This is a genomic window from Streptomyces sp. MJM8645, assembly GCF_001625365.1.
Lineage (GTDB): Bacteria > Actinomycetota > Actinomycetes > Streptomycetales > Streptomycetaceae > Kitasatospora.
The window spans coordinates 159,275-173,248 of record NZ_LJJF01000003.1 but is presented as its reverse complement, the minus strand read 5'-3'; the positions used below and the strand labels follow the sequence as shown (position 1 = coordinate 173,248).

The 13,974-nt window shown below is 74.9% G+C and carries 13 protein-coding genes; 9 read left to right on the top strand and 4 right to left on the bottom strand.

What is annotated here, in order from left to right; all coding sequences use genetic code 11:
* Positions 1–33: 33 nt before the first annotated feature.
* Positions 34–945: a hypothetical protein gene (locus tag A6F73_RS37850; protein ID WP_063352996.1), complete on the bottom strand. Its 912-nt coding sequence runs from the start codon at positions 943–945 to the stop codon at positions 34–36.
* A 124-nt stretch (positions 946–1,069) separates the two neighbouring features.
* Between A6F73_RS37850 and A6F73_RS37845 the strand changes: the two genes are divergently transcribed.
* The 3 genes from A6F73_RS37845 (at position 1,070) to A6F73_RS37835 (ending at position 4,123) form a co-directional block, all read left to right on the top strand.
* The gene (locus A6F73_RS37845) at positions 1,070–1,381 is read left to right on the top strand and encodes a helix-turn-helix transcriptional regulator (RefSeq protein ID WP_063352995.1); all 312 of its coding nucleotides are present in this window, start codon (positions 1,070–1,072) and stop codon (positions 1,379–1,381) included.
* Between the two features lie 168 nt (positions 1,382–1,549).
* Positions 1,550–2,767, top strand: a complete 1,218-nt coding sequence (locus tag A6F73_RS37840; protein WP_063352994.1) for an MFS transporter — start codon at positions 1,550–1,552, stop codon at positions 2,765–2,767.
* Between the two features lie 222 nt (positions 2,768–2,989).
* Positions 2,990–4,123, top strand: a complete 1,134-nt coding sequence (locus A6F73_RS37835) for an NAD(P)/FAD-dependent oxidoreductase (protein ID WP_063352993.1) — start codon at positions 2,990–2,992, stop codon at positions 4,121–4,123.
* A gap of 46 nt (positions 4,124–4,169) precedes the next feature.
* Here A6F73_RS37835 and A6F73_RS37830 read toward each other — a convergent pair whose 3' ends face one another.
* Positions 4,170–5,177 (bottom strand): aminoglycoside phosphotransferase family protein, encoded by a 1,008-nt coding sequence (locus A6F73_RS37830; protein ID WP_063352992.1) that lies wholly within the window; start codon positions 5,175–5,177, stop codon positions 4,170–4,172.
* 255 nt (positions 5,178–5,432) lie between these two features.
* Between A6F73_RS37830 and A6F73_RS37825 the strand changes: the two genes are divergently transcribed.
* Positions 5,433–6,428 carry a zinc-dependent alcohol dehydrogenase family protein gene (locus A6F73_RS37825; RefSeq protein ID WP_063352991.1) on the top strand — a complete coding sequence of 332 codons (996 nt, stop codon included), beginning with the start codon at positions 5,433–5,435 and terminating at the stop codon, positions 6,426–6,428.
* A 79-nt stretch (positions 6,429–6,507) separates the two neighbouring features.
* On the opposite strand, the gene A6F73_RS37820 is transcribed toward A6F73_RS37825, so the two are convergent.
* Together A6F73_RS37820 and A6F73_RS37815 are read right to left on the bottom strand one after the other, a co-directional pair.
* Positions 6,508–6,855 (bottom strand): helix-turn-helix transcriptional regulator, encoded by a 348-nt coding sequence (locus A6F73_RS37820; RefSeq protein ID WP_063352990.1) that lies wholly within the window; start codon positions 6,853–6,855, stop codon positions 6,508–6,510.
* A 348-nt stretch (positions 6,856–7,203) separates the two neighbouring features.
* Entirely contained in the window at positions 7,204–8,076 is an 873-nt protein-coding gene (locus A6F73_RS37815; RefSeq protein WP_063352989.1) for a bacterial transcriptional activator domain-containing protein, read from the bottom strand.
* Positions 8,077–8,673: 597 nt separating this feature from the next.
* On the opposite strand from A6F73_RS37815, the gene A6F73_RS37810 reads away from it, so the two are divergent.
* The 5 genes from A6F73_RS37810 (at position 8,674) to A6F73_RS37790 (ending at position 13,974) form a co-directional block, all read left to right on the top strand.
* Positions 8,674–9,885, top strand: coding sequence for an aminotransferase class I/II-fold pyridoxal phosphate-dependent enzyme (locus tag A6F73_RS37810; protein ID WP_063352988.1), 1,212 nt, complete (start codon positions 8,674–8,676; stop codon positions 9,883–9,885).
* Positions 9,886–9,986: 101 nt separating this feature from the next.
* Positions 9,987–11,225 (top strand): beta-ketoacyl-[acyl-carrier-protein] synthase family protein, encoded by a 1,239-nt coding sequence (locus A6F73_RS37805; protein WP_063352987.1) that lies wholly within the window; start codon positions 9,987–9,989, stop codon positions 11,223–11,225.
* Positions 11,222–12,079: a MaoC family dehydratase gene (locus A6F73_RS37800; RefSeq protein ID WP_063352986.1), complete on the top strand. Its 858-nt coding sequence runs from the start codon at positions 11,222–11,224 to the stop codon at positions 12,077–12,079. The genes A6F73_RS37805 and A6F73_RS37800 overlap by 4 nt, the downstream gene beginning before the upstream one ends.
* Positions 12,080–12,086: 7 nt before the next feature.
* Positions 12,087–13,634, top strand: a complete 1,548-nt coding sequence (locus A6F73_RS37795) for an AMP-binding protein (protein ID WP_079136662.1) — start codon at positions 12,087–12,089, stop codon at positions 13,632–13,634.
* A gap of 67 nt (positions 13,635–13,701) precedes the next feature.
* Complete coding sequence (locus A6F73_RS37790; protein ID WP_063352985.1) at positions 13,702–13,974, top strand: phosphopantetheine-binding protein; 273 nt, start codon at positions 13,702–13,704, stop codon at positions 13,972–13,974.

Sequence of the window (13,974 nt, the reverse complement as noted above, 5' to 3'; positions counted from 1 at the left end):
TCACGGCACCGGCCGGGGCCGGGCGGGTGGGCCTCACGGCAACGGCCATGCGCGGGTGGGCGCGTAGTCGGCCTTGAGGCTGTGCAGCTGGGCGGCGAGCAGGCGGCCCGCCGCCGCGGCCTGGCCCTGGCGGTCCGTCACCGGATGCGGACCGTCCAGGAGGGACATGGTGAGGCGGTAGGTCGACAGGGCTCTGTCCGTCCGGGCCCCGGTCTGCTCCCGGGACGGTGCGCGGGACAGGACCAGTACCGCCGGCTCGCGGTTCTCGGCGATGGCGGCGCCGAGGCGGGCGTGGCCGTCCAGGACCACATGGCAGTTGAGCCCGCTGAACCACCAGAGCAGGACGGGCGCCAGGATGCCCTCCCGGGCCTGCTTGCGGCAGGCCTTCACCCGGGGGTCGTCGGGTGGCGGCATCCGGCGCAGCGGCATGACCCGCCACGAGCCGTCGAACCAGTCGATGTAGCCGTCGGGATGGCCGTCGAGCAGCAGGGAACGCCACTGGCCGCCCGGCCCGCCTGCGGCCGGTGCCATCCCCTGGCGGGCGAGCCGCGGGGAGAGCACCCATCGCCCCTCGTGGAGCGGGCCGGAGGCGCGGGCGTGCAGGGCGCCGGCGAAGCGGTGCGCCCAGCGGGCGTACCAGGACGGCCCTCCCAGTCCGGCGACCGCGCGTGCCTCGGCGACCGAGCACGCCTCGGCGACCGCGCGTGCCTCGGCGGCCCGCAGGGGGGCGATGGGGGAGCGGTAGTGGTCCGTGCGGGAGTACTCGACGCCGCACCGGTCGTCGTCGATCCTGCCGGTGAGCACCACCTGCGGACCCTGCGACAGGACGATCAGGTTCCCGTTCGCCGTCCGCGGCCGCAGCCCCGGTTCGGTGGCAGGGGGGAGCTCCAGGCCCAGGCCGCCCCAGGATTCGCCGTCGGCCGTTGTCAGATTCCTCCGGTGCACCGGCCGATCCTAGGCGCAGGCGGGCAGGCCCGTGTCGGCCCGCCCGGCCCGGGTTGACACGCTTCTTCACATCTAGAATATTGGATACGTCATCTGGTCGAGGGCGGGGCGAAGGGAGCGCGCGGTGGATCCGCTGGCCGTTCACAAGGCGCTCGCCAATCCGGCGCGGGCGGACTTCCTGCGCTGGCTCAAGACGCCCGAGCGCTACTTCGACGAGGACTACTACCGCGAACGCGGCGTGGGCTTCCACATCGGCGTGTGCGTGACGGACATCCGGGAGAAGTCCGGGCTCGCCCAGTCCGTGGTCTCCGGCTACCTGCAGATCCTGCGCGACGCCGGGCTGCTGGTGTCCGAACGCGTCGGCAAGTGGACCTTCTACCGCCGCGACGAGGAGACGATCGCCGCGTTCGCCGCCTACGCCCGCGACGAACTCTGACGCTCCGCCCCCTCAGGGGCGCACCCCACCGCCCCCGCCGGGGCGGCCCGGGCTGCGCCCTTCCTTTTCGCCCCATTCCATCTAACTATCTAGATTTGTAGCCCCGTGTGTGGGGGGCGGGTGCCGTGCGCCCGCACACCCCGCGCGCCGGGCGGACGGAGGCAGCACATGGCAAAGACCGGCCCCGCCGTCCTGACGCTCTCCCTGGGAGTGTTCGGGATCATCACCACCGAGATGGGCGTCGTCGGCGTCCTGCCCCGCATCTCCGAGGACCTCGGCGTCACACCCTCCGCCGCCGGCTGGCTGGTGGGCGTCTTCGCCCTCGTGGTCGCCGCCACCGGGCCGTTCGGCACCCTGCTGGCCTCCGGCCTGCGCCGCAAGGCCGTCCTGGCGGGCGCCCTGGCCGTCTTCGCGCTCTCCAACGCCGTGTACGCGCTCACCGACGACTTCGCCGTGATGTTCGCCTTCCGGATCCTGCCCGCGCTCTTCCACCCCGTCTTCTTCGCCGTCGCCCTCACCACCGCCGCCAACCTGGTCCCCGCACACCGCGCCACCCGGGCGGCCACCACCGTCTTCGCCGGCGTCACCCTCGGCTTCGCCTTCGGCGTGCCGCTCACCTCCTACCTCGCCGAACACGCGGGCCTGGCCGCCGCGTTCTGGTTCGGCGCCGGCGTCAACCTGCTGGCCTGCCTGGGCGTCCTGCTCCTCCTGCCCGCCACCCCCGCAGCGCCCGCCGGCCGGCGCCCCTCCTACCGGGGCCAGCTGGCCATCCTGCGCCGGGGCCGGCTGTGGCTGTCGATCCTCGCCGTCGTGTGCGTGTTCGCCGCGATGTTCTCCGTCTACGGCTACTTCGCCGAATACCTGGAACGCGTCACCGGTCTGAGCGCCTCCCTGGTGGGCGCCGCGCTGATGGCCTTCGGGATCGTCATGGTCCTCGGCAACCTCCTCTTCGGCCGCCTCCTGGAACGCGACCTGCTGCGCACCGTCACCGCCTTCCCCGCCCTCTACGTCCTCCTCTACGCCCTGCTCTACGCGATCGGCCCCTGGCCCGCGCCGATGACCGCCGGCGTCCTGCTCTGGGGCGCGGTGCACTCCGGCGGACTCGTCGTCAGCCAGAGCTGGCTGGCCCGCGACGCCCAGGACGCACCCGAGTTCGGCAACAGCCTGTTCATCTCCTTCTCCAACCTGGGCATCACCGCCGGCAGCGCGGTGGGCGGCCTCGTCGTCTCCACCGCCGGCGCCCGCCACCTGCCCTGGGCCGGAGCGGGCTTCGCCCTCGCCGCCCTGGCCGCCGTCCTGCTCCGCCGCCGCCTGGGCCCCGGCGCCCCCGCCGCCGCCGCTGCCCCTGCGCCGCAGGCGCAGGACGCACCGCCCGCCACCGTCTGAGCCGGCCGGCCAGGACTTCGCGGGCCTGCTGGACGCTCGCAGAGGGGTGCGCGGGCACGGAGGCGGCCCTTGACGGTCCAACGCGGGCGCGGTGACGGCCGGATGCCGGGGGTGTGAGCCGGGTGCCGGTGGCCTGTCAGTGGCGTGCCGGTGGGCCCTGGGAGCTTTCCGGGGACAGGCCGGGTGCCCATCCGGCAGGCGTGCGACAGACAGGGAACCACCATGACCACCGACATCACGATCATCGGCGCCGGACTCGGCGGGCTGACCCTGGCCCGGGTCCTGCACCTGCACGGCATCGCGTCCACGGTCTACGAGGCGGAGGCCTCGCCGGCGGCGCGTGCGCAGGGCGGGATGCTCGACATCCACGACTACAACGGGCAGCTCGCCGTCCGGGCGGCCGGCCTGATGGACGAGTTCGAGGCCCTCGTGCTGGAGGGCCGCCAGGCGATGCGGATCCTCGACCGGGACGGGAGCGTCCTGCTCGACAAGGCCGACGACGGCACGGGCGGGCGCCCCGAGGTGCAGCGCGCCGAACTGCGGCAGATGCTGCTCGACTCGCTCCCGGCCGGCACCGTCCGGTGGGGCCGCAAGGCCGCCGGCGTCCGCGCCCTGGGCGCCGGCCGCCACGAGGTGGCGTTCGCCGACGGCACCACCGCCGTCACCGGCCTGCTGGTCGGCGCGGACGGCGCGTGGTCACGGGTGCGGCCGCTGCTGTCCGCCGCCACCCCCGAGTACACCGGCACGTCGTCCGTCGAGACCTACCTGTTCGACGCCGACACCCGCCACCTCGCCGCCGCGAAGGCGGTCGGCGGCGGGTCGATGATGGCGCCCTCGCCGGGCGCGGAGATCTTCGCCCACCGGGAGAGCGGCGACACCCTGCACACCTACGTGATGCTCACCAGGACGCAGGACTGGTTCGCCGCCGTCGACTTCGCCGACCCCGCCGCGGCACGCGCCCGCATCGCGGCACAGTTCGACGGCTGGGCACCGGAACTCACCGCGCTGATCATCGACGGCGACACCGCCCCGGTCCTGCGCCCCCACTACACCCTGCCGATCGCCCACCGGTGGGACCGGGTGCCGGGGGTGACCCTGCTGGGCGACGCCGCCCACCTCACCGCCCCCAACGGCGAGGGCGCCAACCTCGCCATGCTCGACGGCGCCGAACTCGGCCAGGCCCTGGCCGCGCACCCCGGCGACACCGAGGCCGCCCTCGCCGCGTACGAGCGGGCCATGTTCCCCCGCAGCGCCGAGGCCGCCTCCGAGGGCGTGCACATGCACGAACTCCTCAACGGCGACGACACCCCCCGCGCCCTGATCGCCGCCTTCCTCGACGGCGAACCGGCCTCCTGAACCGCCCACCTGAACCACCCACCGGGAAGCGACCGGCGGGCGGTGCTCAGGCGTACCGGTCGAGCAGCGCCTCCAGGTAGTCCTCCAGGCGCCGGCCCAGCAGGGCCGGCGTCAGGTCGTCGCGCCCCAGCTCCCGCCACGGCACGGCGACCTTCTCCGCGTCCGGGGCGAACGCCAGCGCGTCCAGCAGCCGCCAGTACAGGTGCGCGCCCGGGTCGGCCTCCAGCGTGCCGCCGGCCGCCAGGTAGCGGGCGGCGAAGTCCAGGCCGGTGTCCACGCCGTGCAGCAGGGCCAGGGCGGTGGAGCAGTGGGCCACGTCCAGGTCGGCCGGGCCCCAGGAGGTCTCCACCCAGTCCACGACCCCGCTGACGGCCAGCGCGGCGCCCTGCCCGGTGAACAGCACGTTGCCGGGGTGGAAGTCGCGGTGCAGGAAGCACGGCCGGTACGCGGGCGCCTCGCGGCGGATCACCTCCACCGCCCGCCGCCACACCCCGGGACGCGCCGTGGCCCCGGGCACCCGCACCCGCTCCGGGGCCGTCCACGCCTCGAAGGCGCGGGGGCGCTCGCCCGGCGCCACCGCGAGGGCGTGCACGGCGGCCAGCTGACCGGCCAGCAGGTCCGCGCGGCGCTCCACGTCGCCGTCCTGCGCCACCCGTACGCCGCCCGGCAGCAGCGACATCACCAGCGACGGGTGGTCGCAGAACTCGCCCGCCGCGTCCAGGGCGTGCAGCCGCGCCGCCGGCACGCCGCCGTCCGCGAGCAGCCGCAGCACGCCGGCCTCACGGGTCAGCAGGGCGGGCGCGTGGCGCAGGTAGAACGGCTTGACGAACGAACGCAGCACCAGCCCGTACTCGCCCGGGACCGGGCCTGCCTCCGGGCCGACGTCCAGGCGCCGCATCCGCGACGTCCAGCCGCCGCGCAGGCCCGTCACCGAGCGCACCCGGTGGCCCGGGGGGAGGCCCTGCTCCACCCAGCGCAGCGTGGCGGCCCAGTCCCGGCCCGAGGGCCCGTACGGTTCGTGCGGCAGTTCGTGCGGCGGCGCGAAGGCGTTCATCCGCCGAAGGATACGAACACCGCCCGCCCGCCGCCATGCCGGGTTCCCACCCGCCCCCGCAGCCCGCGCGGCCCCGGGCCTGACGCAGGGTCAACTCACCGTCAACGCCCGCCGACCGCCCACTATTCCGAGACCAGTCGAAGTTTGACAGTTCCCCGCGCACCGGGTTACGTAAGTGGCCGCACCGCACGCCACGCCGCACGCCGCACCGCACACCGCACCGCCACCGGCCCGCCGCAGCAGGGGAGTTACGCCATGTCCAGGACCGTCGTCTTCGACCGCACCGGAGGACCGGAGGTCCTGACCGTACGAGCCGCCGCCGTCCCCGTGCCCGGCCCCGGCGAACTGCTCATCCGCGTCAGCGCGATCGGCCTCAACCGCGCCGAGGCCCTCTTCCGCGCCGGCGCCTACCTCGACGAGCCCAAGCTGCCCGCCACCCCCGGCTACGAGGCCGCCGGCACCGTGGAAGCCCTCGGCGAAGGCGTCACCGGCTTCGCCGCCGGCGACCGGGTCGACACCGTCCCCGCCTTCTCCCAGAACGACTACGGCGTCTACCGCACCCACGCCCTCGTGCCCGTCCGCGCCGTCGTCCACCACCCGGCCGGCCTCACCGATGTCCAGGGCACGGCCGTGTGGATGCCCTACCTGACCGCCTACGGCGCCCTCGCCGAGGACGGCCACCTGCGCCCCGGCGACCACGCCCTGCTCACCGCCGCCGCCTCCGGCACCGGCCTGGCCGCCATCCGCACCGCCCGCCGCCTGGGCGCCGTCCCCATCGCCACCACCCGCACCCGCGCCAAGAAGCAGCAACTCCTGGACGCCGGCGCCGCCGACGTGATCATCACCGGCGAGGAGGACCTGGTGGCCCGCGTGGACGCCATCACCGCCGGCACCGGCGTGCGCACCGTCTTCGACCCCGTCGCCGGCCCCGGCGTCCTCACCCTCGCCCGCACCATCGCCCCCGGCGGCCGCCTGATCGTCTACGGCCGCCTCGACCCCCGCGACACCCCCCTGCCCGGCCAGGACACCTTCGCCCCCGTCACCAGCCGCTTCTACTCCATGCACGACATCACCCGCGACGACGAACGGCTGCGCCGCGCGCAGGCCTTCGTCACCGCCGGGCTCGCCGACGGCTCCTTCACCCCCGCCGTCGACCGGGTCTTCGAGGGCCTCGACCGGATCGCCGAGGCCCACCGCTACCTGGAGGCCGGCACCCAGGTCGGCAAGATCGTCCTCACCGTCCAGAACTGACCCCACCGACCCCACCAGGGCCGAGCCTTCCAGAACCGGCCCGCCCCACGGCCGCCGGCCGCGGGACGGGCCGGCCCGCTCAGGGCGCCGTGCGGGCCTCGGCATCGGCGGCGGCGACCACCGCCGACAGCAGGCCCGGGAAACGGCCCTCCAACTCCTCGGCGCGCAGCGAGTTCATCTTGGTGGTGCCGACGTAGTACTGGTGCAGCAGTCCGGCCTGGCGCAGCACGTTGAAGTGGTGCGTCGAGGTGGAACGGGAGACCGGAAGGTCAAAGGAGCCGCAGCTCAGCGCGGCACCCGCGTGGGCCAGCCGGCGCACCACCGATCTGCGGGCAGGGTCCGCGAGTGCCTCCAACACCTGCTGGACCCTGAGGTCCTCCACACCAGGGTGCACGATCACCCGCGCCGCCACGCGTGCCCGTCCCACACCCACCACCCCTTCCCAACGCTCGACCCCCGTCCCGGTTCGGTAAAAGCCGCGCGGCGTGCGCGACTTCGCGCCTCGACGCTACTACGAGCGCGCCGTGCGCCACGCCCACCGCAACACCTCCGCAACACGCGCGCGCCCGCCCCGGCGCGCCCGCGACCCCCGCGCCCCCGCCCGCCCCCGTGCGCGCACGCGGGCGGGCGGCCCCCAACGCCGGGGGCCGCCCGTCACGACGACAGGCCGTCAAGCCGCGCGCGCACCGACAGGCCGCCAAGCCGCGCGCACCGGCGATCCGCCGAACCACGCGCTCACCGACAGGCCGTCAGGCCGCGCGCACCGCCGGTCCCGTCAGGCCGCGCGCACCGGCGGCCCGGCCGGGCGCGCCAGCCGGGCCAGGGCCAGCGGCTCGAAGATCCCCATCAGCACCGGGTCCACCGGCCGCACCACCGCCGGAGCGGGCGCGACGGGAGCGGGGGAGCGCAGCAGCGCCAGGTAGAGCTCCTGGGTCTCGGCGGCCGGGTCGATGCCCAGCTCCTCCGCCAGCACCCGGCGCAGCTGCTGGTAACAGCGCAGCGCCTCGGCCCGGTTGCCGGCCGCGGCCAGCGCCTCCATCCGGCAGCGGTAGGCGCTCTCGCGGAACGGGGCGCGGCGCACCGCCTCGTCGGCCCAGCGCAGCGCGTGGTGCTCCTCGCCCAGTGCCGAGGCCGACAGGCTCGCCGTCTCCAGCGCGGACATCCGCAGTTCCTCCACGTGCTCGCGCACCCCGCCCGCCCACTCGCCCTCGTGGTCGGGCAGGAACGCGCCGCGCAGGTTGGCGATCGCCCCCGCGGCCAGCTGCTGCGCCACCGCGTAGGAGCGGGCCGCGTACGCCTCCCCGGCCTCCCCGACCGCGCTGGCGGCGGCCTCCAGGTCCACCGCCGCGTCCGCGGGCAGCCGCAGGACGTAGCGCCCGCCCTGGGCGATCAGCGGGGTGGCGCCCGGGCCCTGGCCGGGGGAGGCGACGAAGGCCCGCACCCGCGAGACCACGCTGCGCAGCGCGGAGGCCCAGGTGTCGGGCAGGCCGTCGGGCCAGATGGTGTCGGCCAGCTGGTCGCGGCTGGTGCCGGCGGAGCGTTCCAGGACCAGGCGGGCGAACGCCACCTGGGCCTGGGCGCTGGACAGGTGCTGCGGGGCGCCGCGGTCGTGCTCGATCGTCACAAGTCCTGTCAGGCGGATCAGCATGAGAATGTCCCCGATCTGCCGGACGGACTGTCTTCCCGGAAGCCGTTCAACGTGCTCCAACCCCCTTGAGCCAAAGCGGAGCCGACGGCCCGTGACGCCGGGCCGACGGCGTGGGAAACCTGGACCGGAAATTCCGCCTACCAGCCGTTCGGTTTCGGCGGATTTCGACCATACATTCGGCGCATCACACGGTGTCAACACTGGTCGACAAAACATACCCACCGGCCGGTCCATGCGTCGTGGACGCAGGGTTTCTGCACGTCAGAGCGTTACCGCAGGCCGAGAACACGGCTATTGCGGACGCCTTGCGCATCCTGCCGTAGAAATGTAGTCATCCTTGAGCACCCCGCGTGAAGGCTTCGAGAAACACCACCCACCCCCTGCGCCGGGCACCACCCGTAAAAGCCCCGGGACTATCCCGGGAGGAAACCCCAGCACCACCACCCGCCCCCGCGCCGGGAAATACCGAAAACAATCCGGAACAAGCCGACGACGAACCGCCGAACAGCCGACGGACAACCGGCGGCAAACCGACGGCAAACCGCACGGCAAAACCGCCGCGCGCCCGCCGCGCCCCGCCGAGAAGGAGACCCGCACGTGAACGCCACCGGAGCATGGGACCGCCTGGAGCCGAAGCTCGCCGCCACCCTGGACCGCGTGGCCGCGCTGGAGTCCGACCCCTCACGCCGCAACAGCTTCGTCGCCTACACCATGGAACGCGACAGCGCCTACTGCGACCTGGACGGCGAGCGCCTGCTCATGATGTCCGGCTACAGCTACCTGGGCCTGGCCGGAGACGAACGCGTGGTGGCCGCCGCCAAGGCCGCCGTCGACGTCTACGGCACCGGCAACCACGGCGTGCGCGCCCTGGCCGGCACCATCCCGCTGCACGAGGAACTGGAAGCCGAGGTCGCCCGCTTCGCCCGCCGCGAACGCGCCCAGGTCTTCGGCTCCGGCTACGCCGCCAACGTCGGCACCGTCGGCGCCCTGGTCGGCCAGGGCGACACCGTCCTGATCGACAAGTACGACCACGCCAGCATCGTCGACGGCTGCCGCCTCTCCGGCGCCACCGTCACCCGCTTCCGCCACAACGACGTCGACCACCTGGAACGCCGCCTCAAGGCCGCCTCCCCGACCGGCGTGCGCCTGGTCATCGTCGACAGCGTCTACTCCATGGACGGCGACATCGCCCCGCTGCCCGAACTGCGCGCGGTCTGCGACGCCCACGACGCCCTCCTGATGGTCGACGAGGCCCACGCCCTGGGCGTCATCGGAGAAACCGGCGGCGGCATCGAGGAGCACTTCGGCTACCGCCACCGCGTCGACATCAAACTCGGCACCCTCTCCAAGGCCATCCCCTCCATGGGCGGCTGGGTCGCCGGCAGCCACGAACTGATCGGCCACCTGCGCTACGCCGCCCGCCCGTTCCTGTTCTCCGCCGCCCTCGGCCCCGCCCAGACCGGCGCCGCCCTGGAGTCCCTGCGGATCCTGCGCCGCGAACCCGAACGCGTCACCCACATCCAGGTCCAGGCCGAGCGCCTGCGCCGGCGCCTCAACGACGCCGGCATCTCCACCATGGACTCCGCCACCGCCGTCCTGCCCGTCATCGCCGGCTCCGACGACGCCGCCTACGACTACGCCACCGCCTGCCGCAAGGCCGGCGTCATCGGCCTGCCCGTCGTCACCCCCGCCGTGCCCAACGACCTGGCCCGGCTGCGGATCGCCGTCACCGCCCGCCACACCGCCGCCGACATCGACTTCGCCGCCGACGCCTTCCTGACCGCCGCCGCCCAGACCGGCCTCATCTGACCGAGCCGGCCCCCGGCCCACCCAGGAAGGCCCGCCGGCCCCCGGCCCCGCCCCACCTGGGAAGGCCCGCGCCGGCCCCAACGCCCGGAAAGGACAAGACCATGGCAGCCCGCCCCACCCGGCCCCCCATCGCCGTCACCGGCCTGGGCGTCGTCAGCCCCGCCGGCCACACCCCGGCCGCGTTCTGGCACACCGTCAGCACCGGCACCCCCACCGCCACCGCCCTCACCGACCCCGCCCTGGCCCGCCACCGGGTCCGCCTGGGCTGCCGCGTCACCGACCTGCCCGACAACGGCCCCGTCCCCGCCAAGGACGCCCGCCGCCTCGACCCCTTCGCCCACTACGGCACCCTCGCCGCCCTCGCCGCCCACCAGGACGCCGGCGCCCCCGAACCCGACCCCGGCCGCAGCGCCATCGTCGTCGGCAACGCGGTCGGCGGCCGCACCACCAGCGACCGCGAATCCGCCCTCTTCACCACCGCCGGACCCCTGCGCGTCAGCCCCCTGATGCCCCTGGTCACCATGCCCAACGCCGCCGCCGCCCAGATCGCCATGCGCCTGGCCTGGACCGGCCCCGCCCTGACCATCGCCACCACCTGCGCCTCCAGCGCCGACGCCATCGGCCACGCCGCCCTCCTCCTGGAAACCGGCCGCGCCGACATCGTCATCGCCGGCGGCTGCGAAGCCACCCTCACCCCCGTCACCCTCGCCGCGTTCGGCAACCTCGGCGCCCACTCCCAGCGCAACGACGACCCCGCCCGCGCCAGCCGCCCCTTCGACACCGACCGCGACGGCTTCGTCATGGGCGAAGGCGCCGGCTTCCTCGTCCTCGAACGCCTCGCCGACGCCCGCGCCCGCCACCGCACCCCCTACGCCCTCCTCGCCGGCTACGGCTCCAGCGCCGACGCCTACCACCTCTCCAACCCCCGCCCCGACGGCGCCGGCGCCGTCGCCGCCATGCGCGCCGCCCTCACCGACGCCGGCCTCACCCCCGCCGACATCGCCCACGTCAACGCCCACGGCACCTCCACCGTGCACAACGACCGCGCCGAAGCCGCCGCGCTGCGCACCGTCTTCGGCCCGCACGGCGTGCCCGTCACCTCCACCAAGGGCGCCATCGGCCACCTCATCGGCGCCGCCGGCGCCGTCGAGCTGATCGCCGCCGTGCAGGCCATGAACAGCCGCCTCGCCCCTCCCACCGCCAACCACGAGCACACCGAACAGGGCCTGGACCTCGACGTCGTCCACGGCACCGCCCGCCCCATCCGCGCGGGCGCGGCCCTGTCCAACTCGTTCGGCTTCGGCGGCCACAACTCGACCCTGGTGGTGACCCCGCTATGACCACGACCACACCCGCGACCGCTACGGCGACCGGGCCCGCCCACCGCACCGCCCGCACCAGCACCACCGTGACCGCCGACGCCCTGGCCGCCTACCGCACCGCCGCCCGCACCGGCCTGCCCCCCGCCCCGGACGGCGCCGCCGCCCCCGCCCACCCCTTCGTCCTCGCCCACACCCTCGCCCAGCACACCGTCACCACCCTGACCACGGGCGACACCGGCTTCACCGGCGTGGTCCACCTCGCCCAGGAGATCCACACCCACCACCCCCTCACCGCCGGCACCCACGTCGACATCGACGTCACCGTCACCGCCGCCCGCCGCGAAGCCCGCGGCACCCGCCTGGCCCTCACCACCCACCTCACCGACGGCACCCGCACCCTGGCCCACCTGACCACCTCCGCCCTGCTCGTCGGCGCCACCACCATCGAACCCTTCGGCACCCTGGGCCCCGCCGCCCACCCCGGCACCACCCCCGACACCGAACCCCTCACCCTCACCCACACCCTCACCCCCGCCGACGTCACCGCCTACGCCCACGCCGCCGGCGACCTCAACCCCCTGCACCTCGACGACGACGCCGCCCGCGCCGCCGGATTCCCCGCCGCCATCGCCCACGGCATGCACCTGGTCGCCCTCGCCACCGAGGAGATCACCGACCGCCACGCCGACGGCGACCCCACCCGCCTCACCGCCCTGGGCGCCCGCTTCGCCGCCCCCACCACCCCCGGCACCCCGCTGCGCCTGACCCTGCAGCCCTACGACCGGGGCACGGTGGTGCGCTTCACCGTCGCCACCCAGGCCGGCACCGCCGTCAAGGCCGGCTGGGCCGCCCTCACCCCGGCGGGGGAGTGAGACCCCGATGACCACACCCGCCGAACCCGCCGCGCCCGCCGCGTCCACCGCACTCGCCGCGCCCGCCGTGCAGGCCCCGCCGCCGCTGTCGCTGCCCGACGCGTTCACCGCCCACGCCCGCACCCGGCCCGACGCCGTCGCCCTCCTGTGGCACGAGCGCGCCGTCACCTACCGCGAACTCGCCGAAACCGCCGAACGCGAACGGCTGCGCCTGCACACGCTGGACCTCGCCCCCGGCGAGCCGGTGGGCCTGCCCGCCGCCAAGTCCCCCGAGCAGATCGCCCTCGTCCTGGCCTGCCTGATCGAGCGCCGCCCCTTCCTGCTGCCCTCCCCGCAGCTGGCCCCCGCCCTGCTCGCGGCCCTGTTCGCCCAGGCCGGCGCCCGCCACCTGCTCGCCCCCCTCGGCCAGGACGCCCCCGCCCTGCCCACCCTGGCCCGCCCCGCTCCCGTGCCCACCCTCGCCGCCGGCACCTCCTTCCTGCTCACCACCTCCGGCTCCACCGACCTGCCCAAGATCGTCCCCCTCGCGCAGGCCGCCGTCGACCGCTTCACCGCCTGGGCCCACGACACCTTCGACCTCGGGCCCGGCCGCGTCGTCGCCAACTACGCCCCCCTCAACTTCGACCTGTGCCTGCTCGACGTGTGGGCCACCCTCGCCGCCGGCGGCACCGTCCTGCTCATCGACCCCGCCCACGCGCTCAACGCCCGCCACCTGCTCGCCCAGCTCACCCGCCACCGCCCGCACGTCCTCCAGGCCGTCCCCCTCGCCTACGCCCTCCTCGCCCAGGCCGCCGCCGCCCAGACGGCAGGCCCGGCGGTGCTGGACAGCGTCGAGCACGCCGCGTTCACCGGCGACGCCATCGACGCCCGCACCCTGGCCGCACTGCCCGCCCTGCTGCCCGGCGCCGCGCTCTACAACATCTACGGCTGCACCGAGACCAACGACAGCTTCCTGCACCGCCTGGACCGCCTGGACGCCACCGCCGCCCTGCCGGTGCCCATCGGCACCCCCCTGCCCGGGGTGCGCACCCTGCTCGCCGCCCCCGACGGCACCCCCGTCACCGGCCCCGGCCACGGCGAACTGTACGTCTCCACCCCCTTCCAGGCCGCCGGCTACCTGGACCGCTCCCGCGATACCGGCCGCTTCACCACCCAGCCCGAAGGCGCCGGGCCCGGACGGCGCTGGTTCCGCACCGGAGACCTGGCCGTCCGCGACGAACACGGCCGCCTGCACCTGACCGGACGCGCCGACTTCCAGGTCAAGGTCCGCGGCGTCGCCGTCAACACCGCCGAGGTCGAACGCGTCCTGCTCGCCCACCCCGAGGTCCGCGAGGCCGCCGTCGCCGCCGCCCCGGACCCGCTGACCGGCAAACGCCTGCACGCCGCCGTCCAACGCGCCGCCGGCTCCGCCCTCAACAGCCTCACCCTGCGCGAACACCTCGCCCGCAACCTGCCGCGCGCCGCCGTGCCCGAACGCCTGGCCATCCACGACACCCCGCTGCCCAAGACCGCCACCGGCAAGGTCGACCGCAAGGCCGTCCTGCCCACCGCCTGACCAAGCCACCCGGCCCATCACCTGATTACGCCACCAAAACCCCACACACCCAAGGGAGTTGCGAGCCATGAGCAACATCGCCCAGATCAAGCGGTTCCTCATCGAGGAGTTCCTGCCCGACGTCACCCCCGAGCAACTCGCCGACGACCACGACCTGCTCTCCGACGGCGTCATCGACAGCCTGGGCGTCCTCAAGCTCATCGCCTGGGTCGAGGACCACTTCGCCCTGCCCGTCGACGACACCGACCTCGACCCCAACAACTTCCGCTCCGTCACCGCCATCGACGCCTTCATCACCCAGCGCCGCGCCGTCCCGGCCAGCGCCGTGGCAGGCGGCTGA